The 24,940-nt window shown below is 66.3% G+C and carries 20 protein-coding genes; 9 read left to right on the forward strand and 11 right to left on the reverse strand.

Features of this window, described 5'->3' with window-relative positions; translation table 11 throughout:
* Positions 1–284: 284 nt before the first annotated feature.
* Positions 285–779, forward strand: coding sequence for a pyridoxamine 5'-phosphate oxidase family protein (locus AKJ09_RS13455; RefSeq protein ID WP_146647602.1), 495 nt, complete (start codon positions 285–287; stop codon positions 777–779).
* On the forward strand, positions 776–2,164 hold the full coding sequence (locus AKJ09_RS13460; protein ID WP_146647603.1) for a GAF domain-containing protein: 1,389 nt from the start codon (positions 776–778) through the stop codon (positions 2,162–2,164). The genes AKJ09_RS13455 and AKJ09_RS13460 overlap by 4 nt, the downstream gene beginning before the upstream one ends.
* A gap of 435 nt (positions 2,165–2,599) precedes the next feature.
* Here AKJ09_RS13460 and AKJ09_RS13465 read toward each other — a convergent pair whose 3' ends face one another.
* Together AKJ09_RS13465 and AKJ09_RS13470 are read right to left on the reverse strand one after the other, a co-directional pair.
* A complete protein-coding gene (locus AKJ09_RS13465; protein WP_146655521.1) occupies positions 2,600–2,971 on the reverse strand; it encodes a cobalamin-dependent protein in 372 nt (123 codons plus the stop codon).
* Positions 2,972–3,023: 52 nt separating this feature from the next.
* Positions 3,024–4,043 carry an aspartate-semialdehyde dehydrogenase gene (locus AKJ09_RS13470; RefSeq protein ID WP_146647604.1) on the reverse strand — a complete coding sequence of 340 codons (1,020 nt, stop codon included), beginning with the start codon at positions 4,041–4,043 and terminating at the stop codon, positions 3,024–3,026.
* Positions 4,044–4,235: 192 nt separating this feature from the next.
* Between AKJ09_RS13470 and AKJ09_RS13475 the strand changes: the two genes are divergently transcribed.
* Entirely contained in the window at positions 4,236–7,433 is a 3,198-nt protein-coding gene (locus AKJ09_RS13475; RefSeq protein WP_146647605.1) for a hypothetical protein, read from the forward strand.
* Between the two features lie 276 nt (positions 7,434–7,709).
* On the opposite strand, the gene AKJ09_RS13480 is transcribed toward AKJ09_RS13475, so the two are convergent.
* Complete coding sequence (locus tag AKJ09_RS13480) at positions 7,710–8,477, reverse strand: glycosyltransferase family 2 protein (protein WP_146647606.1); 768 nt, start codon at positions 8,475–8,477, stop codon at positions 7,710–7,712.
* A gap of 115 nt (positions 8,478–8,592) precedes the next feature.
* Between AKJ09_RS13480 and AKJ09_RS13485 the strand changes: the two genes are divergently transcribed.
* A complete protein-coding gene (locus tag AKJ09_RS13485) occupies positions 8,593–9,939 on the forward strand; it encodes a nucleotide sugar dehydrogenase (RefSeq protein ID WP_146647607.1) in 1,347 nt (448 codons plus the stop codon).
* Here AKJ09_RS13485 and AKJ09_RS13490 read toward each other — a convergent pair.
* Both AKJ09_RS13490 and AKJ09_RS13495 read right to left on the reverse strand, forming a co-directional pair.
* On the reverse strand, positions 9,936–10,376 hold the full coding sequence (locus tag AKJ09_RS13490; RefSeq protein ID WP_146647608.1) for a hypothetical protein: 441 nt from the start codon (positions 10,374–10,376) through the stop codon (positions 9,936–9,938). The genes AKJ09_RS13485 and AKJ09_RS13490 overlap by 4 nt on opposite strands.
* A gap of 143 nt (positions 10,377–10,519) precedes the next feature.
* A complete protein-coding gene (locus AKJ09_RS13495) occupies positions 10,520–11,497 on the reverse strand; it encodes a lysylphosphatidylglycerol synthase transmembrane domain-containing protein (protein ID WP_205633701.1) in 978 nt (325 codons plus the stop codon).
* Positions 11,498–11,629: 132 nt separating this feature from the next.
* On the opposite strand from AKJ09_RS13495, the gene AKJ09_RS13500 reads away from it, so the two are divergent.
* Complete coding sequence (locus tag AKJ09_RS13500) at positions 11,630–12,745, forward strand: DegT/DnrJ/EryC1/StrS family aminotransferase (RefSeq protein WP_146647610.1); 1,116 nt, start codon at positions 11,630–11,632, stop codon at positions 12,743–12,745.
* Between the two features lie 31 nt (positions 12,746–12,776).
* Positions 12,777–13,829, forward strand: a complete 1,053-nt coding sequence (locus AKJ09_RS13505) for a Gfo/Idh/MocA family protein (RefSeq protein ID WP_169927518.1) — start codon at positions 12,777–12,779, stop codon at positions 13,827–13,829.
* A gap of 81 nt (positions 13,830–13,910) precedes the next feature.
* On the opposite strand, the gene AKJ09_RS13510 is transcribed toward AKJ09_RS13505, so the two are convergent.
* Positions 13,911–15,212, reverse strand: coding sequence for a hypothetical protein (locus AKJ09_RS13510; RefSeq protein ID WP_169927519.1), 1,302 nt, complete (start codon positions 15,210–15,212; stop codon positions 13,911–13,913).
* A gap of 311 nt (positions 15,213–15,523) precedes the next feature.
* A complete protein-coding gene (locus AKJ09_RS13515; RefSeq protein WP_146647613.1) occupies positions 15,524–16,132 on the reverse strand; it encodes a hypothetical protein in 609 nt (202 codons plus the stop codon).
* A gap of 386 nt (positions 16,133–16,518) precedes the next feature.
* Here AKJ09_RS13515 and AKJ09_RS13520 point away from each other — a divergent pair, with 386 nt between their 5' ends.
* Positions 16,519–17,079 carry a Uma2 family endonuclease gene (locus AKJ09_RS13520; RefSeq protein ID WP_146647614.1) on the forward strand — a complete coding sequence of 187 codons (561 nt, stop codon included), beginning with the start codon at positions 16,519–16,521 and terminating at the stop codon, positions 17,077–17,079.
* A gap of 3 nt (positions 17,080–17,082) precedes the next feature.
* Here AKJ09_RS13520 and AKJ09_RS13525 read toward each other — a convergent pair whose 3' ends face one another.
* The 4 genes from AKJ09_RS13525 to AKJ09_RS13540 are packed head-to-tail and all read right to left on the reverse strand — an operon-like array spanning position 17,083 to position 21,386.
* Entirely contained in the window at positions 17,083–19,176 is a 2,094-nt protein-coding gene (locus AKJ09_RS13525; RefSeq protein ID WP_146647615.1) for a tetratricopeptide repeat protein, read from the reverse strand.
* Between the two features lie 5 nt (positions 19,177–19,181).
* A complete protein-coding gene (locus AKJ09_RS13530) occupies positions 19,182–20,018 on the reverse strand; it encodes an SDR family oxidoreductase (protein WP_146647616.1) in 837 nt (278 codons plus the stop codon).
* Positions 20,019–20,022: 4 nt separating this feature from the next.
* Positions 20,023–20,622 carry an acyltransferase gene (locus AKJ09_RS13535; protein WP_146647617.1) on the reverse strand — a complete coding sequence of 200 codons (600 nt, stop codon included), beginning with the start codon at positions 20,620–20,622 and terminating at the stop codon, positions 20,023–20,025.
* 35 nt (positions 20,623–20,657) lie between these two features.
* Positions 20,658–21,386, reverse strand: a complete 729-nt coding sequence (locus AKJ09_RS13540) for a ribonuclease HI (protein WP_146647618.1) — start codon at positions 21,384–21,386, stop codon at positions 20,658–20,660.
* Positions 21,387–21,568: 182 nt separating this feature from the next.
* Here AKJ09_RS13540 and AKJ09_RS13545 point away from each other — a divergent pair, with 182 nt between their 5' ends.
* Both AKJ09_RS13545 and AKJ09_RS13550 read left to right on the forward strand, forming a co-directional pair.
* On the forward strand, positions 21,569–22,915 hold the full coding sequence (locus AKJ09_RS13545; protein WP_146647619.1) for a spermidine synthase family protein: 1,347 nt from the start codon (positions 21,569–21,571) through the stop codon (positions 22,913–22,915).
* 18 nt (positions 22,916–22,933) lie between these two features.
* Complete coding sequence (locus AKJ09_RS13550; protein ID WP_146647620.1) at positions 22,934–24,937, forward strand: hypothetical protein; 2,004 nt, start codon at positions 22,934–22,936, stop codon at positions 24,935–24,937.
* Positions 24,938–24,940: the final 3 nt, after the last annotated feature.

Raw genomic sequence — 24,940 nt, forward strand, 5'->3', positions numbered from 1 at the left:
AACGTTCGGCGGGAACGTGGCGGAAACGACTGCGTGGATGCGGTCGACGACGGCAACGCGCGCGGGACGGCTCGCCTCATCTTGCTGGACGGCGTGCTCGCCTCACCTGCCCGTACGACTGCGCTGACGGCTTGAGAGCACAAGACCAACAGGTTCAGTTCCAGGTCGGCGACGACGTCGAATACACAGCGGCGGTCGGCGAAACTTCCGCCATCGGCGCACTGCGCTTCATCATGCCCTGACTCTCGCGAACTGCAGGACTTTTGCCTATCCTGCAGGGTCGAATGACCACGGCCAGCGCTGTCACGACGATCCCCGAGGACCTCGTCGAGTTCTTGCACGGCGGTGTTGCGATTCTCATTGGCACCCGCGACCATGACATGCGGCCCGCGACCCAGCGTGCCGGCGGCGCGCGGGTTCACGCCAATCGACGCAAGGTCGACGTCTTTCTGCCCGAGCGCTCGGGCGAACGGACCATCGCCAACGTGCGCGCGAACGGCCGCCTCGCAGTGACCTTCTCGCGAGCCATCGACCATCGCACCGTCCAGCTGAAAGGCAACGCGGCGGTCATTCGACCCGGACGACCGGACGAGGAAGCCATCACGCAGCAATACCTGGAGACGTGGGGCGCCGCGGTCGAGCTCATCGGTATGCCTCGTTCGACCATCAAGCGGCTCTGGGCCTGGCCGAGCGTAGTCGTCGAGCTCGACGTCGAAGCCATCTTCGAACAGACGCCAGGCCCTGCGGCCGGAGCCAAGCTGGCTGGAGGAGCAACGTGACCGTCCCCCTCGCGAGCCTCGACAATGCCTGCTTCCAAGGCGTACTCCCCGCGATCCTCTCCACGTGCTCCAAAGACGGCGAGCCGAACGTCACCTATTTGAGCCAGGTCCACTACGTCGACGAGCGGCACGTCGCGCTGACGCGCCAGTTCTTCAACAAGACCACGCGTAACGTCGAAGAGAACCCCTACGCGAGCGTCGAGCTCTGTCACCCGGTGAGCTTCGAAGCGTACCGGCTCGACCTGCGCTTCCAGCGTACCGAGACCAAAGGGCTGCTCTTCGACACGCTGGCGATGCGCATCGATGCGATTGCGTCGGTCATCGGCATGGCCGGCGTGTTCAAGTTGATCGGCGCGGACGTGTACGAAGTGCTCGACGTGCAGGTCGTGAAAGACCTCTTGCGACCGGCGCCGCACCGCGCGCCCCGCACGCTGCCGCCGGTCAACTACCGCTCGGAGCTCCGGGCGTTGCAAGTCGTCTCCGACCGCCTCAATCGTGCCGACGACCTCGAAGGCCTCTTCGCGTCGCTCCTCGCCGCGATGCGCGACGAGCTCGGCTTCGAGCACGCCATGGTTCTCCTGCCCGACGAGTCCGGAGAGAAGCTCTTCACGGTGGCCAGCATCGGCTACGGCGACAGCGGCGTCGGCGCCGAGGTCACGATCGGCCAGGGCATCGTGGGAACGGTGGCCCAGCAGCGCAAGATTCTCCGCATGTCGGCCGTCGACGAGGCGCTCCGCTACGGGCGTGCGATTCGAACAGAGGCCCACACCCATGGCACTTCGCCGGCGACCCCGGAAATCCCGCTTCCGGGCTTGCCGGACGTCGAGAGCCATCTCGCCCTTCCGCTCGTCCTGCGCGACAAGCTCGTGGGTGTCCTCGCGGTCGAGAGCAAGAACCCCCTGCAGTTCGCCGACTGGCACGAGGCGTTCCTGAACATCATCGCGAACCAGACGGCCGTCGCCATCGAGCGCATGCTCGAAGACGAGGACGAAGGCGAGCAAGAGCCGACGCCCTCGCAAATTGCCATGCACCAGCGCGCGTGCTCGGCGCCGCCCAAGCCTCGGTCGTTCAAGTTCTACCGCGGTGACGACTCCATCTTCGTCGACGGTGAGTACCTGATTCGCAACGTGCCCGGCCGCATCCTCTGGCGCCTGCTCAAGAGTTACGTGGACGAAAAGCGGGCCGAGTTCACGAACCGCGAGCTGCGACTCGATCCCTTCCTCGGTCTGCCGGCCATCAAGGACAACCTCGAGAGCCGCCTGATCCTGCTCCGGAAGCGACTCGAGCAAAAGTGCCCGGAGGTGCGCATCCCGTCCTGCGGGCGCGGTCATTTCCGCCTCGAGCTCGATTGTCCGATCGAGCTGATCGAAAAGACCGCCCCTTAGGCTCCCCCCGTGCAGTTCGCATCCTCGCATGATTCGAGGATGCGATTTCCTCGGGAGGCCGGTTGCTAAATGGTTCCTTCGCCGACCCTAAAAGAAGCCTAAGCGATGGGGGGGCGAGCGTTCAGGTAGACACGTGCGCTCAACGCGTCGGCTGGCGAACGCCGCAGCCGGCGGGGACGTTGCCGCCGTCGTCCGCTGGCGCCGCGCGGCCGACGTTGCAATCGAGTTGCTGGACGGAGGGCCGTCACCGCGAGTGAAACGACGACGCCTTCGATGGGCGTACCTGCGTCACGGACGGCGCCTCGTAGCGCGGGCGCCTCTCGCTCCGCGTGCGGGAACGGAAGACAGCCGGGCGCGGCCGACACCAACACGAGAATGCCGGTGGTCCATATCGAAGTTGCGAATCGCACTCCGCACGAACGCGCGAGCACCCGTCTATCGAAGGCACCGCGTCGCGAAGCGGCGTGCCACACTCGTGTGCTCACCCTCGCCCAAGGCAACGAGATCGAAGCCCGCCTGCAAGGTGGCAAGAGGTTCGGCGGTTGCGTGAACGCCGCCGACGACGTGCAGCGCCTCTTCGCCCGAGGCCTTCACGACCGCGAGCTCCTGCGCCGAAACAGCGAAGTCGGGTGAATAGAAGGACCAAAACGCGAGCGCCTTCTTGCCTTCGGCGCGCGCGGCGGCGAGCTCTTCGATCATCGACGGCGCATCCTTCACGAAGCGCACGTCGATGCCCTCGGTCCGAGGGTCGGCATCGAGAGCCGCCGTCACGACGTTGAGCCCGACAAGGCCCGAACGCGCGTGCATCGCGACGATTCGAGGCTTGTCGAGCTCTCCCCCCATGCGTTCGGTTCGGCGATCAGGCCTTCTTGATGAGGCGCTCGGCGATCTGAACGGCGTTGAGCGCGGCGCCCTTGCGGAGGTTGTCCGCGACGACCCACAGGTTGAGCGCGCCCTTCACGGCGACGTCGTCACGGATGCGACCGACGTAGACCGGATCGGTGCCCGAGGCGGCGGCCGGCGTGGGGTGCTTGCCCGGTGTGTACGGCTCGTCGGCGAGGACGACGCCGTCGGCATTGCGGAGGAGACGCTTGGCCTCTTCGGCGGTGATGGGCTCGTGGAACTGCACGTGCACGGACTCCGAGTGGCCGTTGACGACCGGGACGCGCACGGTGGTCGGCGAGACGCCGATCGAGTCGTCGCCCATGATCTTGCGGGTCTCGTGGACCATCTTCCACTCCTCTTCGGAGTAGTCCGCGTCGCCCGGCTTCCAATCGCTCATGACGTTGAACGCCATCTGGCCGGGGAACACGGTGGCTTCGACGGGCTTGCCGTCGAGCACGGCGCGCGCCTGCGCGAGGAGATCCTCGACCGCCGCATGGCCCTTGCCGCTCGTCGCCTGGTAGGTCGACACGACGATGTGCTTGATGCGCTTCGCGTCGTGCAGCGGCTTGAGCGCGACGACCATCTGGATCGTCGAGCAGTTCGGGTTCGCGATGATGCCCTTCGGGCGGTGCTGCGCGGCGGCCATGTTGACCTCCGGCACGACGAGCGGGACCTCGGGGTCCATGCGCCACGCGCTGGAGTTGTCGATGACGATCGCGCCGGCCTTGGCGGCGATCGGCCCGTACTCGCGCGCGACGCTCGCGCCGGCGCTGAAGAGCGCGAAGTGGACACCTTCGAACGATTGCGGACCGAGCTCCGTGACGACGATCTCGCTCTTGCCGTACGGAAGAACTTGGCCCGCGCTGCGCTTGCTTGCGAGCGCGACGAGGCGGGAGACGGGGAAGTTCCGCTGTTCGAGCGTACGGAGCATTTCGCGGCCGACGGCGCCGGTGGCACCAACGACGGCAACGACGAAAGATTGATCGTGCGACATGAACCTCGTCGTTAGCGCGCTTTGAGCCCCACGGCGAGTTCCATGACGTGGCGATTTGCCCCTTTCGAGAGGGAGCCCGGCCACGTGATACGCTTCGAGTAGATGCGCGCGTGCCGCCTCGGTTTCCCCCGTTTTTCCCAGGTGCTGGCGGCGGCGCTTTGCACGGCCGCGTGCTCGCACTCGGGTAGTCCGATGCGATCGGCCGACCAGGCAAGCTTCCGCGAAGCCGGAGTAGGCTCGACCGTAGAGCCTACGGTCCGGCCTGCGCGTCTCGTGCCCCTTCTCGCCGACGACGTGGAGGGCGACCAAGGCTACGGCGTGGAGGCCGACGGCGGCGTGCGTGCGATGAAGGCCGGGCTTCGGATCGTCCTGTCGAATCAGGGCGCGGTGTCCGCCGCGGAGGATCGTTTCCCGCAGACGCCGCAGACGACCATCGCGCTTCCGGAGCGCCTCGGCGGCGGGTTCCTCTTCGTGATGGGCACCACGCTCTGGCGCGCCGATCGTTGGCTCGCTCGCGCAACGCCGGTCTTCACGTCGACGCAGCCCATCACACGCATCGTTCCGGGTCTCGATCGCGTTTACTTGCGCGCGCAGAACGCCTTCGTCGCCATCGACGGCAAAACCGGGCGTGTCCTCGATCTCGGCCCGTGGCCCGACGGTCCGTGGGTGGCCGACTACGCAGCTGCCGACGGATGGCGCGCCATCGCCATCACGGATCTGCGCGGCGTCCTCGCGACGTTCGATGCGGGAGCTTCGTGGCGCTCGGTGGAGCTGCCGATCGACGCGCGGAACGTCTACGCATCCGGCGAAAACCTCGCCATCGGCGGCATCGAGAACGGACGCGATGCGTGGTACGAGCTGCGCGCCGACGGCAGCCTCGCGCGCCTCGGCCAAGCGCCTCGCGAAGCGAAGGGAAAGACCTACGTCACGCGCTCTTCGAAGGGCGATACGTCGAACCAAACGTCGCGCGCGTCGTCGTCGCGTGAGGAGACGTACGTCCCCGACAGCGAGAGTACGGCCGTACGCATCTTCGGGAAGCGCCCGCTCGCCGCGGCGGTCGAAGATGGCTGGCCGCTCACCGACGGGACCGCCATCGTGGCGCGCGACGGCGCACTCGGGCGCATCCGCCTTTCGGACGGCGCGTTCGTCGAAGTCGTTCCGAGCGCCTTCCCACTCAAGCCGGCGCGCTGCCATCCGATCTCGCTCACGCGTCCGAATGCTCCGGGCGCCTTCGGTTTCGTGTGTGGCGAGCCGCGGGGCGCAACCGTGCTCTACGCCTACGACCCTCGCGCAGGGCGCCTCACCGAGCTCAAACGATTCGACAAGCCTCGCGTGGTCACGTCGTCGGGCAACGGAGCGGTCGCGGTTCGGGGAGCGTGCGCCGCCGACGCCGACGGTGGCACCGCCCCGCGCGACGCTCCGCGGCTCGAGCTCCCGGACACCGAAGCGAAGAACGCCAAGAACGGCGCCAGCGAGAAGCCGAAAGAAAAGGCGCCCGAGCCCGAGCCGGTCAAGCCGACCGAGCCCGAAGTACGCCCCTTCTGCGTGCTCGGACTCGACAATCAATGGCGCGAAGTCCACGTCCGAGGCGACGTGGGTGACGGGCGCGTGGTGATGCTCGCGGACGGAAAGATCGCCGTTCTTTCCCCGCCGCAGTCACAAACGGCGCCGGCTCGATTGACCGTCCTCGACAACGGTAAGGCCACGACGGTCCCCATCGTGTTTCCGAAGGTCTCGGCCGACATCGCGCGCGTTCTGCGGCTCGGCGTGTGGCTCGACGGATTCGAGGAACGCCGGCCCGGCGTCGTCGGTGGCTGGCTCGAAGCCGGAGGTTCGGTGCTCGGCATCGAGGTCGCGCTCGACGGCAAAGCCACGCCCGGCCAATACGTGCGTGATGCAGGCATGCCGTTCGTGTCCGGCCGTTACGGTTTCGGCTGGTCGGCCTCGAAACGCGGTTACGAGACAACCGACGGCGGCATGACGTGGACCACGCTCGAACTGCCGGAGCCACTGCAGACGGCGGTGAACACGCGGGCTTGCGGGCCGGTGGGCTGCCTCGCCGCCGGATGGCTACGCATTGGTTGGGGCAATCCGAAGAAGGAAGCGAGCCCTGCCGCCCCCGAGCCTTGGCGTCCGTCGACGTCGGTCGCCGCCGCCCACGTGGACCTCGCGTGCGAACCGCTCACCTCTCTTCCGCCACCGGCCCCGACGGCGAAGCGCAACACGACACCGAACATCCGCATCGTCCATGCGCCGTTCGGCTCGTCGCCGGTGCTCTCGAGCAGCAACTTCGGCGTCGCCGATCTGCCGTCGTTCTATTCACAGCCCGGGCCGGAGCTCCGCGAGGCGGAGCGAGGCATCCCCGTCGACGTGACGGATCTCGTCGACCGCAGCCAGCGCGGCGAGCACCGCGAAGGGATCGGACCGCTCGCGCGCGTCTATGCGTGGGGCCCGAAGACCGGCGATTGGGACACGCAAGGCAAGTGGCAGGTGAAGTGGCTCTCGCCCTTCGCCGGCTGGCCGGACGTTCGCTCCAGCATTTCCGTGCTTCCCCCGACGGCCATCGTCGACATCGCGCGGCCGAACACGATGTACCAGTCGTACAACTGGCCGTTTGCGCCGGGTGAAGACACGGCGCACGCCATCTTGCTCGTGCGGCGCCCGGCGAGTCACGAGCTCGTTCCCGTCGAGCTCGAGGCCGATCGCGCACCGACGGTGGTTCGGCGCGCCGATGGCGAGCCCTTCGCCGACATCGACGCCGTCGTTCGTGCGGCAGGCCATTGGTTCATCGCCACGCCCGCAGCAGTTTCACCGACGGGTCAGGCGACCATCATCTGGCAGGTCGACGGCGGGGCGGCCCGCGAGCTCACGCGCGTCACCCGTGTGATGCCGGAGAACGGGCGCTCGTCGGTCACCCGCTTGGCCCGTCGTTCCGACGGTCGCTCGATCGGTCTCGTCGTCGACGGCGTGCCCACGCTGGAGCGATCGACCCCCACACGATGGGTCTTGCCCATCGACATCGAAACCGGGCAGCACGGTGATCCTTCAGCTCTCGGTTACACGGACTTCGCGGGTCGCACGCTCGAGGCCTGTCCCGACGATCTCGTGGGCTGGGTCCTCGACACGAACGTCCCCTCGGTGACGACGCGCCTTCGTCTGCCTCACGGTCAGGGATCGCTCCACGGCGTCTACGGCCGGGTACGACTGACGAGCTCACGTGCGTGTGTCGAGCGACTCGCGGGTCTCTACAATGGTTCGAGCGAGGGTCCGACGGATCTCGCAAGACCGGGAGCGCGGGCATCGAACGTCCCCCTCAAGCCGGGCGAGCTACTCGTCACCGCGACGGCGGCGCAGACGCGTTACCCGCTGAAGTGCACCGTCACACGCTGAGCCGCGCTCGCCTTCGCGTGCTCACGCCACATGACGACCGGTTGGTCGCAATGTCATCAGTGGCTAAGGTGCGGCACCACTGTGCAGTTCCGCCTTTCACGCTTGCAGATCTGCATCGAGCAAAGCACGTTGCTTACAAGCAACGTGTTGGAATTGCTCACGTTGAAAAGTGGCACACCGCATGCACCTTCGCACATTGCCTACGCGGAGTGCGGCTGCCCCCCCGGCCCCTTCGCGTGGGTTTTTCTTTTTGTCCTCACGACGACGCGTGAGGCATCAACCGCGCGAGCGCAGCCTCCAGAGCTGCCTTGCCATCTCGGTGCCGTCTTTGAGAGGGCGCACGGTCGAGGGGCGCACCGACTGCTGCAGGACGACCGGTAGCTCGCGAATCTTCTCGCCGTGGCGCTCGGCGAAGTAACAGAGCTCCGTCGAATAGAAGAAGCCGCGCGACTCGATGCGCGGCAGCAGCTTCTCGGCGAGATCGAGACGGAGAAAGACGCTGCCCTGGGAATCGGCGACGCGCATGCCGATCGCCAGCCGTCGGGCGGCTCGGTAGACGAGACTCATCAGTTGCCGCTTCCGCCCGCGGTCGATGAAGCTCCGCGGATGGGCCTTCGACCCCATCATGATGCGCGTCGAGCCGTCGGCGAACCAGGGAAACGCCGACTCGAGATCGCTGAAGCCGAAGGGGAGATCCGCCGCCGTCAGCACCGCCCAGTAGTCTTTCGAAGGACCGAACGCCGCGATCGCCTCGCGCAGGCCTCGCTGGTAGGCCCAGCCGATGCCAGCACTGGGCTCGCGGAACGCACGGACCTCGACGGGACCTTCTTGGCTGCCCATTTCTGCAGCGGACCGGTTCCCGAGCTCTTCGGCGATCGCCCAACTCGCATCACGGCTGCCGTTCTCGACGAGGTAGACGTGCAAGCCTCCGAAGCGTGCGGACACGTCCCCGGACAGGTGTGCGACAAGACGAGCGACGTTGTCCGCGAGGAGCTTTTCCTCGTTGTGGACGGGGAGCACGTAGACGAGCTGGCTCCGATTCATCTGCGCAGCGCGACTCTAACGCAAAATCGCCGGCGACGGGCGGCGTGCTCGGCTACCTCCGCGCGGCGAATTGGACTAGAGCACCAGGGGACGGTTCCCAGCCGTCTCTCCGCCGATGTCTTCGGGCTTCTTCATGCAGCATTTGAGCACCCGCATCGCGTCGCGTGAGGCCAAGGTCGGCGTCATCGGCCTCGGCTACGTCGGGATCGCAGTTGCAGCCGCGCTCGCTGATGCCGGATTCCGCGTGGTCGGCGTCGACGTCAAGGCCGACCGGGTAGCCCGCATCAACGCCGGCGAATGCCCGATCGAAGGCGATGAACCCGAGCTTCCCGAGCTCCTCCGCCGGGTGACCGCCGAGAAAAAGCTCGTAGCGACGACCGACTACGCGCCGCTGGCCGAAGCGGACGTGGTCCTCATCGGGGTCGATACGCCGGTCGACGCCGATCGACGTGCCCGTTTCGTGGCCTTGCAGAACGCTTGCCGCGATCTCGGCAGGGTCATGAAGGACGGCGTGCTCGTGGTCATCGAGTCGACGGTTGCGCCTGGCACGTGCGAGACGATCGTCGCACCGCTTCTCGAACGGGAGAGCGGAAAGAAGGTCGACGAGGGCTTTTTCCTGGGTCACTGCCCCGAACGCGTGATGAGCGGCAAGCTCCTCTCGAACCTCCGTAACCTCCCACGCGTCTGCGGAGCCTCCACCCCCGAGACGGCGGCGGCGATGATCGCGTTCTATCGGACCATCGCGCACGGCAAGCTCGAGACGAGCGACTGGGTCACGGCCGAGCTCGTAAAGACGGCGGAGAATACGCTCCGGGACGTCAACATCGCCTTCGCCAACGAGCTCGGGCTCGTATGCGAGGCCGCCGGCGCGGATTTCTCGCGTGTGCGCGCCCTCGTCAACGAGCTACCCGGCCGCAACATGCTCGTCGCCGGCGCGGGCGTCGGCGGTCACTGCATCCCGAAAGACCCGTGGCTGCTCGTGCAGGGCCTCTCCGACCTGCAGCCCCGCGTTCTTCCGGCCGCGCGCGCGGTCAACGATGCGATGCCGCTCCACGTCGGACGACTCGTCGAAGCGGCGCTTCGCGAAGCGGGCGTCGCCATCGCGGGGGCGCGCGTCGTCCTGCTCGGTTACGCATATCTCGCCAACAGCAACGACACGCAGAACAGCCCGAGCGCGACGCTCGCGACCTATCTACGCGAACGCGGAGCCAACGTCATCGTGCACGATCCCTGGGTGGCTGGACACGCGACGGATCTCTGGGACGCGACCCGCGGCGCCGATGCCGCGGTGCTCATGGTAGCCCATGACGCCTATTGTGACCTCGATCTCACGCGGTTGAAGGCAACGCTTGCGCACCCGGTGCTGATCGATGGGCGCCGGGTCGTCGACGCCGATGCGGCGGAGAAGGCAGGCTTCGTGTTCCGCGCGGTGGGTCGCGGCAAACGCCGCCGGCAACGCTAGCGAGCGTAGACCTGCGTGGACGGGACTTGAACCTGGCGCGCGCCGTCGAAGACAGCGCCGGTCCAGATGACGTTCGCGGCTGCGCGATCCTCGTCGATGTCTTCGTCTTTGAAGTCGACGTAGATCGAGTGTGATGCGTTGGGCGGAAGCTCGTAGGGCTTGTGGAGCGACGTCGTTCCCGAGGACCGTCCGAGGATGCGCCCCGTATCGAGCTGCAACGTGACCGCGTCACGATCGACGGTGAGATACGACGGCGAGAGATTCGTGAATGTGACGCGGACGAAGAGCCGATTTTTGCGGCGGTAGATTTCCTGCGGAACGATGCGCGTCTCCTCCGTGGCCACCGGCTGGGCGGCCCAAGAGTGCTTCGAGCCAAGGCAGCCCGTCATCGCGGGAGCCGCAGTGGCGAGGAGAATGGCAAGAGCCAGGCGCTTCATGTCCCTGGCCTTCTTGCACACGTCGAACCAACGTCAAGGAACCCCGGAGCGCGCCTATTCTTCGCGATCCCCCAAAGCGATTGGGCGCGCGTGGCGCAATGAGCGTCATTCTGGCGCCCCGCCCGCCCGAGAGCGCCGCTCGTTCAGGGCAAGGCGGCGGGCTGCTCGACCGGCTCGTTCGCCGGCAGCTCGCCCTTCCGACGGAGCGCGAGATACGGAATGGCTCCGAGCAGGGAGGGCACCATCTGGCCGAGCAAGTAGACGTTGAACACCGTGGCGCCACCGCGCAGGCCGATCGCCGCGAACAGCCGATCGAAGGCCACGTGGCCCACGCCAAGCCCACCTGGCGAGATGGGAAGAATCAACGTCAGCAGGCCGAGCGGAAACACGGTGGCGACGGCCGAGTACGCGACGTCTTGGTCGGTGACGACGCGCGTGAGAACCGTGAAGAGACCAATGGCGAAGGCGTGCTGCGCCATCGAGAGCAGCATCGCATAAGCAAGGTTCTTCGGGCTCGACGCGAGAAGGCGCATGGCCGCCACGAGCTGAGCGAGGATCTTGCCGATCTTCGTCGTGCCACCGATCCAGCGCTCGAGGTGGTGCCCCGCGCGATGCATCACGAGAACGAAGACGGCCGGACCGACGATCACACCGGCACCGAGGAGGAGCACGGCGCCGGCGATGGGGCGCAGCAGGGGATCGGCGAACAGCGTCTGCCCCCGAACCAGGGTGACCATGCTGGCGACGGCCACGAGACCTGCGAGCCCCAGGAGCCGCTCGACGAAGACGATGAGGAGGATCGTCGTGCGCTTTTCTGGCGCCGCGTCACGCGCCACGTAGAGCGCCTTCACGACGTCGCCGCCGACGTTGCCGGGAATGACGACGTTGAAGAATATCGCCGTCAGCTGCAGCTGCGCGAGGCGAGCGAGCGGGGCTCGGACGCCCGGAATGGCAAGAAGCGCTCGCCAACGAAGTGTTGCCGTCGCGACACTGAGCGCGAACACGCACAGGTCGAATGCAAGGAGCCACGGCTTTCGGAAGAAGACACCGAGGGCCCCGAAGTCGAGGGCGCCCGACCGGATGAGCCAGCCGATCAGCACGGCCGCGACCGCGACCTTCACCGTTAGAAAGACCCGAGTTTTGACGTTGGAGGTCGTCTTCGGCGGGGTTTCGGCGCTCAAGCACTGGGGGCATACCAGGGGGCGCCGACGCTGGCAAAGGCTAGGCGTTCGCACTATAAGTTCGTGCTCGCGATGCCGGTTCCCTTCATCGATCTCCAGCGCCTCGTTGGTCGTATCCGTGCCGATGTCCTCCCCGAGTGGGCAGACGCCCTCGAGAAGTGTGAGTTCGTTGGAGGACCACGGGTCGCGTCGCTCGAAAAGAAGCTCTCGACCACCCTCGGCACGCCGCGCGTCGTGTCGTGTGCGAACGGAACGGACGCCCTGCTCGTCGGCCTGCAGGCTCTCGGTGTGAAGCCCGGTTCGAAGGTCGCCCTTCCGAACCTCACCTTCTGGGCAACGTTCGAAGCCGTCGCTCAACTCGGTGCCACGCCGGTCCTGATCGACATCGATCCCGACGACCTGCAAATGAGCCTCGCGGAGCTCAAGTCCGCCCACGACGCTCACCGCTTCGATGCGGCGATGCTCGTCCACCTGTACGGCTGGGCATCGTCCCAGCTCCGCGAAATTCGTGCATTCTGCAAAGAGCGCGACATCGGTCTGCTCGAAGACGGCGCCCAGTGCTTCGGCGTCGAAGCGCACGGCGAGCCCGTGCTGGCATCAGCCACCGTCGGCACGCTCTCGTTCTACCCCGCGAAGGTCATCGGCGGCGCGATGGACGGCGGCGCGATGACGATGCAATCGGAAGCTCACGAGAAGGTCATCCGGTCGCTGTGCAACCACGGCCGCGCCGACCACTACTCGTACGCGCACGTCGGCTGGAACTCGCGCATGGGCGGCGTTTCCGCGGCATTCCTCCTGCGCATGCTCGACGAGCTCCCGGCCATCCTCGAGTCGCGCCGCAAGGCCGCCACGTTCTACCGGGAGCGCCTCGCGTCGGAAGCGAAGGTTCGCGTGTACGGTCCGCCGGCCGGCATCGTCGAGAACGGCTATCTCAACGTCCTCACCGTCGAAGGGAAGAAGGGCCAGGAGATCGTCGATGCCCTCAAGGCCGCCGGCATCGGCGCGGCGCGCACGTATCCGGAGCCGATGAGCGCACAGCCGCCCGCGAAGGCCGCCGGCGCCATCGCCCACGGCGACCTCACCCAGTCGCGCCGTATCTGCGAGAGCGTCGTCAACCTCCCACTCTTCTTCGGCATCACCGATGACGAGTGCGAGCAGGCCGTTCGCGCGCTCCTCGCCGCCATCTGAAACGCGACTCGTCGCAAAGGACTCGGAGACCATGGCAGCCAAGATCAAGACCGTGCTCGTCGGCCTCGGCCGCATGGGAAAGAACCATCTCCGCGTCCTGCGCGACACGCCAGGCATCGACCTCAAGGCGGTCGTCGATGCACAGGCCGTGCAGCCGGGTGACCTCGGTTCGATCGGCTTCTGCCGTACGCTCGCCGAGCTCAAGTCGATCGACTTCGACGCGGCCGTCATTGCCACGCCCACGGCCACGCACCACGCCGTCGCGCTGGAGCTCATCGGCATGGGCAAGCACCTGCTCGTCGAGAAGCCGATCGCGAGCACGTTCGAGCAAGGGCGTGAAGTCCTCGAGGCCGCGGCCAACAGGGGCGTGAAGCTCGCCGTCGGTCACGTCGAGCGTTTCAACCCGGCCGTACGCAAGCTCCGTGAGATCATCAAGGAGGGCTTCCTCGGAACGCCCATCCACTTCTCCTTCACGCGCGTCGGTGGTTATCCCGAGACCGTCATCACCGGCAACAACGTCATCCTCGACCTCGCCGTGCACGACATCGACGTCCTGCGCAGCCTCGTCGGCGCGGTGAAGCTCGAACATTCGATGTGCCACGTCACGTGGCGCGAGAACGTCTTCGACACGGCCGAGATCTTCCTGGCGTCGAGCACGGGCGCGAGCGCCAGCGTGCACGTCAACTGGATTACCCCCACGAAGATTCGCAGCATCCGCGTCACCGGTACGCGCGGCGTCTGCTTCGTCGACTACATCCTCCAGACCTGCGAGCTCTACGGCGGCAGCCTTCTCCGCCCCGTCGAGCCGACGAACATCCACTCGTTCGACTCGATCCAGGAACTCTATCGCGCGACCGACAAGATCCAGTTCGGTGTGCAGAAGGAGGAGCCGCTCCGCGCGCAGGCGAAGCAGTTCCATCGCTTCGTCACCGAAGGCGATGCCGGCGAGCTTTGCACCGGTCGCGATGCCCACGCGGCCGTTCTCCTCGCAGAACGCGCCATGCAGGTCGAGCAGACGCGCGCCCGCCCGACGTCACTCCCGCCCAACGACGGGCTGCTGACCGCCGCCGACGAGTGGATCTGAAGGCGAGCGATGGCGGAGGCGGCCTTCCACGGTCGCCGTCCGCCACGTCGTGAGCTTGCCTGCGCGGGTCGTTTCAGTCCGTCACCGCAGCGGCGCGTACGAAATCGTCGTGGCGAGCGCGCCGTCCTTCGGCAGCATGATGTGAGAGACCCGGTACTGCTCGTCGAACTCGAGAGGAACCAGGCGCCCCACTTCGGTGCGGAAGGCGCCGTAGCCGTCGAGGAGATCGCTGCTGACCAGCGTGAGATTGAGCGATGTGAATCCCGAGAATCCAATCTCGGCCGGCTTCGGGGTGAACGCCACCCAGTCCGCGACCTCCGCGGGCAACTCCGGGAAGCGAGCACTCGTCGCATTCGGCGGTAGGACGAACGACCATCGATATTTCGTCTGATTGTCCGCCTGGTAGTCGACGGCGCCCAGCGCACCATCGACCGTCGACATCCCCGCGGGCAACGTCCACGAGAGCTCGGGCCGTTCACGATTCGTCGCCGCGAGGGTCATGTCCTTGATTGCCGGGGGAGCGGTTCCGAAGTCGAGCGTGACCGAGGACTTCGTCGAAGGGATTCGTGTCACGAGCGAGCGGGGCGTAGGGTACGCACCGTCGAGAGCGGTGAACTGGTGAGCATCGGCGAATCCCGCGGCGAAGGCGAGCGATGCGGTTGCCGTCTTGAGATACATCGAGTCACTCGGGTACGCGACGTCTCCCAGGATGTCGTCGAGGTCGAGCTTGGTGTTCGTCAAAGAGCTCGGCGGGTTCAGGATGTTCACGGAGGCCATGGCGGCCGTGAACCACCAAGAACCGAGCGTGACGTCGACTCCGGCGGCGGGCGCTGGAGCGGGAACGCCCTTGAGGAAAGCGAACCCGTTGGTCCTGTCTCCCGCAGAGCGCCCCAAGATTGCGTTTTGCGGACGAACGCACTCGGCGCGCATCGTGATCGATGCCGGCGTGCCGACGTTCTTTCCCTGGCGAGCAACTCCACACGAGCCGACATTCGCGTAATACCAACTGGACCCCATGACCTCACCGGGCAGCGTGACGGTGATGTGTCCGAGCTCTTCGCCACCCATGGGAGAGAAGTCCGTCACGAACAGCTCGTCGCCGGCCTCGACGGAGGTCCACGTGTGGACACTTCGAAGCCAGCTCGCTGCACCGAGAAGGACGCTGACTTGTGCCGGGATCGCCCCGGTGCTGACGGCCTTGCCGGCGGCGTCGGTCTTGGTGCTCCCGAGAACGGCCCCTGACGCATCGTGGAAAACGACGGTCACACCGGCAGCGGGCTTCATGCTCCGCACCACGTTCACGGTCACCGCCTGCGGCAGGGCGGGCGCCGTATCGGCGACGTCGGCGTCTCCGTCGGGATTCGCGGCTGAGCCGGAATCCACCGGGCTAGCGTCCCAATCGTTGGGTGTCGGACACTTCGTGACCTCCTGTCCCTCGTCCGAGCTGCAGGCCACGATCACACAACCGATAACCAAGATTGGCGCAAACCCAAGGATGGCACTTCGCATTTGGCGCCACCATCGCGCGCCGTGGCCACCGCTGTAAAGAGATGCAAACGGCCCACACGAGCCCACCGGTATTCGGAACTCGAACTACGTAAAGCCCGAAAAACATCGCTACGGACGAATGCGCAAATACCCAATTGTATCTTCGCTTCGAATTGTGCCTTAGCGTCGATCGCGACGTTGCAATCTCACTGCGTGGGATACGACGACTTCGCGCCGTTCTTGCGCGCTTCTTCCTCTTTCTTGCGAGCCTGAACGCCGTCTTCGTAGGCCTTGCTTCGTGCGCGGGCATCTTCGAGCTGAGGCACGTACGAGGTCGTCATCGTCGACGCGATCTCCTCGAGCGCACCTTTCAGCTCGGGGAACGGAACTTCGTCCTTCTCGACGAGGACCTTCCATCGATTGGCCTGCGAGCTGCGCTTCATCTGGAAGCCCACACCTCTCGAGCCCCAGCCCGACGAGACGTGGATGACGACGCGACGATCGCTGTCGGAACACGGCGTCACGAAGGCCACATCCAGGTGGTTCCTTCGGCCGCTCTTGTCGCGCGTTGCATAATCGATCTGACAGGCGTCGAGCGGCATGAGCTGCGCCTGAATCGGTGCGAGGTCCTCGAGATCACCGACGTTCGAGGTCGTCAGGAATCCGCCCTTCTTCATGCCGATCGTGAGCACGCCGAGCACAACGCCCGAGAGGGCACCGATGAAGATGATCATGCCCGCCCGCGGCCGCCCGCGCGTGGGCTGACCAGTCTGAATCGGTGCGTCGCGGTAGGGCTGATTGGTTTGGGATTCCATTCCGCTGAGCCCTTCGGGAAAGCGTCCTCTGGGACGACGAGGCATTCTAGCAGGACAAGGGCGTAGTCATCGGCGATGCACGGTCGTAGCTTGGATCTTCGAGGTTCGAAGGAAGGCAACTCCACACGGCGCTTCGCCCCCTCATCGAACGAGCTCACGATCAGGCGATGTGGTTCGCCTCCGACGACAGCGATACGCAAGCGGAACGATGTGAGGCCTGGTTCCGCCGTGTCGAGACGTAAGCGGAGGCCGGCAACCGGCGCAGGCCACACCGGATCTGGCCAGGGCCACGCGACGCGTGGGCAACGTCGCGGAATTGCATCGTCGAGCTTCGGCATGGGCCGTGCTCGGCGGCGGGCATGGCGCTGCGAGCTATACTCGAAGGCATGCCGAGGCGACCCGAGCGACCCGCGACGTACGCCGATATCGAGGCCCTGCCGCCGAACGTCGTCGGCGAGATCATCGCCGGCATTCTCTACACGCATCCGCGTCCGGCCATCCCTCACGCAACCGCGACGAGTGTGCTGGGTGGCGAGCTCGGTCCGCCGTTTCATCGCGGCAAAGGAGGGCCTGGGGGTTGGGTGATTCTCTTCGAGCCCGAGCTCCATTTGATTGAAGACGTCCTCGTGCCCGACATCGCGGGCTGGCGTCGCGAGCACATGCCCGAAATCCCCAACGGCGCGTACTTCACGCTGGCCCCCGACTGGGCCTGCGAAGTTCTCTCGCCTTCCACCGAGCTCGTCGACCGCGCGCGGAAGCTTCCCGTCTATGCGCGCGAGAAGGTGACGCACGTGTGGTTCGTGCAGCCGATCGCGCAGCTGCTCGAGGTCTACCGACTCGATGGCGAGACGTACCGGCTCGTGGCCACGCACGGTGCCGACGAAGTCGTGAGGGCCGAGCCGTTCAGCGCCATCGAGCTCGAGCTCGCGGCGCTCTGGGCTCGTTGAACGCTATTCCTTCGGGCCTTCGTTGTAGCCGCGGGGGCGGTACTTCGGATCGACACCGTTGTGCTCCTCGCCATGCTCGAGGATGTCGCGACCGAGGTACTCGAGCCAGGTGCCCGGGTACTTGTCTTTGAGGGTGTCGAGTTCCTTGCGCTCGCCCGTTTCGGCTCCGAGCTGCTTCTCGTCCCACAGGCACTGGAGTGCCAGAGCGATGAGGTTCACGTCGTTCGGCGCAAGCTCGAAGCCGTGCACGTAGTGCGGCCATGCCTCGGGCGCGCGGTGAAGACGACAGAGTGTGTCACCGAGATAGATGCTCGCCATCGGCCACTGCGGAGCGAGCTCGAGAGCAACCTGATTCGCGGCGAGGCGCTCGTTGAGGTCGCCTCGGGCGCCCTTCATGACGGAGTAATTCAGATGTGCCTTGGCACTTCGAGGAACGGCCTTGCGCGTGGCGTCCCAGAAGGCGAGATCGTCGGCGTAGTCGTTCGCATGGCGGCGCGCGGCGAAGCCCTGGAAAAGGAAGAAGGCGACCACGCCACCGATGACGACGTAGCGCACCGGCCCCGTGCGAAAGCGCGCGAGCAGCGCATCGAAGGTGATGGCGAGCGCGATGCTCGATCCGATGACCGGGAAGTACCAGAACCGCTCCGCTCGGATGGTGGGCAGGAGCACCGGGATGTTCGAGACCGGAAAGTACGAAACGGCGATCCAGAGCAGACACGCACCGATGACGGGACGCAGATCCAGACGGGTATCGACGCCTCGTGACGGCGCAGCCTGGTGGATGACGACCTCACCAAACTCGTTCGTCGAGTAGTCCTGCTTCTCGACCGCCGGTTTCGTTCGCCATCGCCTCCAGGCGGAGAAGCCGAACCAAGTGGCGATCGGAAACGGAAGCAGCATCGCAAGACCGCCGAGGACGTTCTCGATCGCGAAGGCGTTCGTGGGGACGGGCTCCTGCGGCGCGGAGTAGTCACCGGAGAGCGTCCACGGAAAGACGACCTGCTCGAGCCCTCGGAAGTACACGCGCAACGCGCCCGACACGCGCGGGAGGCCGTGCGCATTGACCAGCGGGTTGTTGAGCGGGTCCTTCGGCAACGTCGGCTGCGCGTACCAACGCAGTATCGCGGCGAACGTTCGGGCGGCCAGCGGCTTGTCGGCGTTCGCTTCTGCCGATAGCTCGGGCGGCATGGGCGCCGGAAACATGCGTCGTCGGGCTTCGACGTAGAGAACGAACGCTCCCGCCGCGACCACGAAGGCAAGCGCCGCGCGGAGCCAGCGACGGGGCTTCTCGGGATGCGTCAGCTGCGCGGTCAGAAGCACGGTGACCGGCACGAGCGGCACGCAGACGAGCGCCGTCTCCTTCGAATAGAGGCCGAACAGCGTCGCGAAGAAGACGCCGAGCACCATGAAGGGCATGCGCGCGAAGATCGCGTAGATGGCGAGCAGTGCACCCGTTCCACCGAGCACGTCGGCGATGCCCACCACGCCGCTGACGGCCTCGGTCAGCACGGCGCTCGCCGTGAAGCACGCACCGGCGAGCCAAGCCGTGCTCCGCTTCTTCGTGAAGTGGAAGGCGATCATGCAGACGAGCGCCCCGTTCACTCCGTGGAGCAGAACGTTCACCCAGTGGTGCAGGAACGGCGTCTGCTCGCGCGCGCCGAGGCCCCACAGGGCGCGCCACACGAGATCCGGAATGGGCCGATACGAGCCGATGCTTCGGTCCGGTCCGAGGCCCCAGAAATCCCGGTAGAACGCGTCGACCCAGCGAAACTTCGGCTGCGCATCGGCAATGCTGCGCACGTAGGGGTTCGCGAGGAGCGCTTCCTGTTCGTCGAAGATGAAGTTCGTCTTCGTCGGATGCCTCGTGAAGAGGAGCATCGACAGGAAACAGAACGGAACGATGGCGATCCCGAGCGTGGGGTCCTCGCCGAGGAAGTAATCGCGAAGCCAGCCGCGCAGCGTGACGATGAACGGCTTCTTCTCGACTTCGGCCGCAGGCGGCACGACGGGCTCCTTCGCCGACGCTGGCGGAGCGGGGTCGACCGGAACGACCTCCGACGAGTCATCCTCCGTCCGCTCGGGCGATTCCACCGTCACCGCGCCTACTCCTTCGCGAGCTCGGCGACGATGGCCGGCGGCGGAGGAGGTTCAGCGTCAGCGATGATCCAGTTGTCGCCCCAGAGATGTGCGCCGCCGTCGATGTACCAGGTGACCCCCGTGACGAAGAACGCCGCGTCGGAGGCGAGATACGCAATGAGCTGCGCGACTTCACCTGCCGTGCCGAGGCGCTTCATCGGCGTGCGCTCGCGACTGAGCTCGAGGAGCTCCGGCGGATACTGGTCCGTTCCGCTGGTGCGAATGACGCCCGGCGCCACCGCGTTGACCTGCACGTTGTACTGCGCCCATTCGATGGCGAGCGTCTTCGTCATGTTCTCGACGCCCGCGCGTGCAGCGCCGGTGTGGACCATGCCGGGGAATCCGCGCGCCACGTTGGCGATGACGTTCACGACGCGCCCTCGCTTCGCCGGGATCATGTGCAGGTTCGCCACGGACTGCGTCATGAAGAAGGTGCCGTTCAGGTTGTTCCGAACGACGGCCTCCCAGCCGCGTGCCGAGACCGTCTCCGCGGTGGTGGGGAACTGACCGCCTGCGTTGTTGACGAGCACGCTCGCCGTTCCGAGCTTCTCCTTTACCGCCGCGACGAACGCCGTGACTTGCTCCATCTCGCGGATGTCGCAAGCGTCGGCGAACACCTCGATACCGCGCTTCGCCAGCGTCTCCGCGGCGGCGTCGAGCTTCTCCTTCTTGCGACCGCAGATGGCGATCTTCGCGCCGAGCTCGCCGAGGGTCGTGGCGGTTGCCAGACCGATGCCACTGCCGCCACCGGTGACGATGGCGACCTGGCCCTGGAAGAGGTCCTTGCGGAAGATCGACGGCATTCGATCAGCCGAGGCGAACGACCCCGCCCTCTTTCACGAGGGTGCGGCCGCACGAGCAGGTGCCTTTGCCTTCGGTTCCCTCGCGCGGCTCGAGCTGCACGCGGGTACCGCAAGCGCAGACCCAACCCGCGATGCGTGCGGGATTGCCCATGACGAGGGCGTGGTCGGGGACGTCCTTGGTGACCACCGAGCCGGACGCGACCATGGCCCACTTGCCGATGGTGGTTCCGCACACGATCGTCGAATTGGCGCCGAGCGCCGCGCCCGCCTTCACGAGCGTCGGGGTCACCTTCCAGTCGTGAGCGCTCTTGAGGCTCATGTCCGGGTTGACCGCGCGCGGGATCTTGTCGTTCGTGAAGCAAACGTGCGGGCCGACGAACACGCCGTCTTCGATGGTCACGCCCACGTAGACCGAGACGTTGTTCTGGATCTTGACGTTGTCCCCGATGGTCACGTCGTTGTCGACGTAGACCCCCTTGCCGAAGATACAGCCCTTCCCGATCTTGGCGTTGTCGCGGACCTGGCAAAAGAGCCAGATTTGAGACCCATCGCCGATCTGGGCGGTCTCGGCAACGTTCGAACTCGGATGGATGCGGACGGCCATTTCGGCCGGCAGCATAGTCCCGATTCAGCGGATCGTCACGAGCCCGGGCGGTCCGGCAGGCGCGAGGAACGCGTACGCACGGCTTCCCGCGCGAGCTCGTCGGCCCGTTCGTTCAGCGGGACGCCGGAGTGGCCGGGAACGTAGACGAGACGCCAGCTACGGCGCTGCACGAGCGCTTCTTTGACGGCGGCAACGAGCTCCTGGTTGGCTTTCGCCTTCCAGCCCTTCGAAAGGACGCCGATGGAGTACTGGCTATCGGTGTGGACGACCGCCTGTGCGGAGGATGGCAGCAGCTCGGCCGCCCGCAGGATCGCAGTCAGCTCGGCAATGTTGTTGGTGCCAACGCCGAGGTATTCGAAGCCGTCGTGAACCTTGCCATCCGGCGCGACCATGACGATCCCGAGCCCGGCCGGACCGGGATTGCCCGAGCACGCACCGTCGGCGTAGACCGTCCACGCTCCGGCCGGGACCGCACCAGGCGCCGTGGCGGCAGCAGCGGCCGCCTCCTTACGCTTGGTGGACCGATCCGCCTTGTCGGCCTTGCCGTTGTCCTTCGAAATCTCGACGCCCGGAACGACGGCATCGTCCCCGAGGAGCGCTTCACCTTCGACGCGCTCGAGGTTTCGTTCAGCTGCGCGATAGGCCCTCGAGTCCGTCGGTTTGTAACGGATCTCGACCCGCCCCCCGACACTGTCGAAGGAGCCGTCGTCTTTCACGCGCGCAAGGACCTTCTGTCCTTTCAAAATGGCTCGCGCCCAGGGCACGCCCAAGCTCCTAAACGATCGAGCCGGCTACCTCAAGGGCACGACGCTTCCGATTCGCCGTTTCCGTGCCTTCCCACAGCGGTCGAGGTAGGACTGGGGGCATGAAGCGCGGCCGTTCGGCCCATACGTAAATCCACGTAGGCCCCTCGAGCCCCGGTCTCGTTATACTCGCGCGAAATTCGATGATGCCCCGCCGCCGTACGCTTTCGCTGATCGCCATCCTGTATGGCGTCTCCGGAGCACTCGGCCTCGTCTACGAGGTGGCCTTCAACAAGTACCTCGGCGGTGTCTTCGGGACGACGGCGTACGCGTCGAGCGCCGTCCTTGTCGCTTTCATGGGCGGGCTCGCGCTCGGTGCTCACCTCGCCAGCCGCCTCGACGCGCGTATTCGTCGGCCACTCCTGGCGTACGGCATCGCCGAAGCCATCATCGGTGCGTTCTGCATGCTTGCGCCGTTCGGGTTCACGCTCCTGAACACGGCGCACGGCTGGTGCGCGGCGAGGCATCCGGACGCCCTCACGATGCTCGACGCCGTCCGGGCGGGCCTGGCCGTCGTCGTCGCGCTCGTTCCGGCAGCCGGCATGGGCGCAACGCTCCCGCTCCTCGCGCGCTTCGTCGCCTCCGAGGATCCGGTCCGCGGCAAGCGTCTCCTCGCCCGCCTTTACGCGATCAATACGCTGGGCGGCGCCCTCGGCTCGCTCGTCTGCGCCTACGCGATCGTTCCCGGCCTCGGCCTGACGTGGACGATGCGCAGTGCGGCCACCTTGAGCCTCGGGATTGGCATCGTGGCGATGCTCCTCGGGCGAGAGCGCGAGATCGAGCTCCCGACCGTCGCGGCGGACTCCGCCCCAGAAGTCGGATCGGAGAGTGCCGCTTCGCCGTTCTTTCCGATGCGCGAGGCGATCGTGTTGAGCGCGGCGTCCGGCATGCTCGTCTTCGGCTGCGAGATCGTGTTCGTGCACCTTCTCGGATTGGCGCTCGGCAAGACCGGCTACGCCTTCGGCCTCATGCTGGCCATCTTCCTCGTTTGTCTCAGCTTCGGAACGCCGGTCGCCACGAAGCTCGCCGATCGCTTCGGGGCAGGCGCGATGGCCATCGGCTTGACGGTTTCGGGGCTCTTGCTGCTCGCCTCGGTCGTTCTCTGGGAGCGGATGCCCTCGCTTTTCGTGCTGCTCGATCCGGTGTTTGGTTCGTGGGGCGCACGAGAGCTCGTGCGCGCGGTCGTTGCTTTCGCGGCGCTCGCGTTGCCGGTCGTCTCCATGGGCACGACCTTCCCGCTCGTCCTTCGGGCGGCGCGCAGCGCAACCATCGGGGCGGACGTCGGCAAGCTCACGGTTGCGAATACGGCCGGATCCATCCTCGGCTCGCTCGCGTTCGGCTTCGGGCTGCTACCCCGACTGGGGCCGGAAACGAGCCTGCTCGCGGTCGCCGTCGTCTACGTCGTGCTCGCGGTTTTCGCGAATCGGAAAGGCAGTTCCTCCGCCCGCGCCCGTGATGGTGAGCGGGCGCTCCTGACGAACGGCTTGTGATAGCCTTCCGCGCCGTCGATGGCCCTGCTTTTTGCCTTTAGCTTGCTCGCACTCGTCGCCTCGCTCGCAGTGACGAGCGCGGTCACGGGCAATGCATTCCGCAGTCGTTCCGAGACCGTGATCGCCGCCTCACTCGTGTGGAACGCGCTCATCGTGGCGCCCATCTACATGCTCGGCCTGATGGGGCTGCTGACCCGCCCCGCGCTCGGCATCGCCTCCGTCGTCCTGTCGCTCGGCCTGCTCGCCATGCACCTGCGGAGCGAGAGCAGGCCCCTCGGAGACGGAACGCACGCCCTCGCCGGAATCGGAAAGCGCGCCGGCCAGCTCGCCCTCTTGCCGTTCGAAGGTCTGATGAAGACGTGGGAGCGCCGCTCGCTCGCCACGATCGGGGCGCTGGCCGCCCTCCTGCTCTTCCCTTGGATGGCACTCTCGGCGTACCTCGCCCCGGCGTGGCGCGACTGGGACGCGCTCTGGTACCACGAGCCGCTCACTGGCTTCACGATCCAGAACCACGGCTTTGCGCCCGTACCGCTGCCGAGCGGACTGCAAGTCGTCAACGGCGTCCAGCGCCTCTGCGAGATGACGCAGACGTGGTTCGCCATCTGGGGCGGACGTCGACTGATCGACCTCACGAACGTCGCCTTCATGCCGCTCCTCGCGGCGAGCATGTTCGCGCTCGCTCGTCGCTACACGAAAGACGTCGTGACGGGCGTGGCCTGGGCGAGCGCCCTCGTTCTCTTCCCGGGCTTCGTGCGCATGCTGCAGAGCACGATGGTGGACCCGCAGGCCTGCGCGCTCCTGCTCGCGGCCGCGTACTTCGTCACGCATCCCAAGCTCGATCGCACGAACGCCACCTACGCCATCCTCGGCCTCACCCTCGCCGTAGGCGCGAAGATCTGGTCGATCGTCCCGGTCGGACTCCTCTCACTCGTTCTCCTGTTCCGGCTTCTGGCGCGTCGCAAAGAGAACGGCGGGCTCGCGTCGATCGTGCTCGTCCTCGTTGGCACCGTATGCCTCATCGGCATGCAGGCCATCACGTACCTGCGCAACTGGCTGAACTTCCAGAATCCGCTCTGGCCGATCATCACCTACAACAACGACGCGCTCGGCATCCACTGGAAGGGCAACATCGTCACGGTCGATGCGGGTGCATCACGGCTCAACATCGACTTCAACGAGCCGTTCCTCGTCTTCTACAAGAAGATGCTCGCGGCGCCGTTCACGGCGATGAGCCCCGGCCACACCTGGCAGCTCAACGACTACGGCTTTGGATACGCCTGGGTCGTGTTCCCTGTCGCCGCCGTCGCGATTTTGCTCGTCACGGCGCGCTGGCTCTCACGAACGAGCGCACGCGTCTTCAAGCTCGGTGGCGCCAGCACGCCGGACGAGGCCACGTCGAGCGCCATGGTGCTCGCGGTCGTCGGCGGCGCCTCGCTCTACCTTTCACCGGCCCTCCACATTCCGCGCTACCACGTGGCCGCGGTCGGCATGCTTTGCGCGGTCATCTGCTGGCTCTCGGGCCGGCAAACCGGCTCACGCCTCGCGATGGGTGTCGCAATCGTTGCGCAACTCAGCTCGATCTGCACGCTCCATTGGGCGCCCAAGAAGGCCCCGTTCGTCTCGGTCTACGCACCCGAGCACGTGCTCCACTGGCTGAAAACGCCGTATCCGCAGCGTGAAGTGCAAGACGTCGGAACGCACGAGATCCCGCGGATGATGATCTCGCCCGTCAACCCCGAGACCGGTCTGGCGCGCGAGCGCGAGGTGAAGGCCGGCGACGTGGTCGGCTTCGACAACATCGACTTCGCCTCGCTGCTCTGGAATAACGCGTACTCGAACAAGGTCGTCTGGCTCTCGTCGAACGATCCTCTCGGCGAAGCCAATCGAATCGGTGCCGTCTGGGTCTACACGCGGCCGGGCACTGCACTCGCCAACCAGCTCGGACGTCCAGGCTCGGGTTGGGAGCTCGTCGGCCCGCTCGAGGCCGAAGGGTTCGGCAACGTCTGGCGTCGCAAGAGGTAAGGC

Origin of the sequence: Labilithrix luteola (assembly GCF_001263205.1) — a bacterium.
Lineage (GTDB): Bacteria > Myxococcota_A > Polyangia > Polyangiales > Polyangiaceae > Labilithrix > Labilithrix luteola.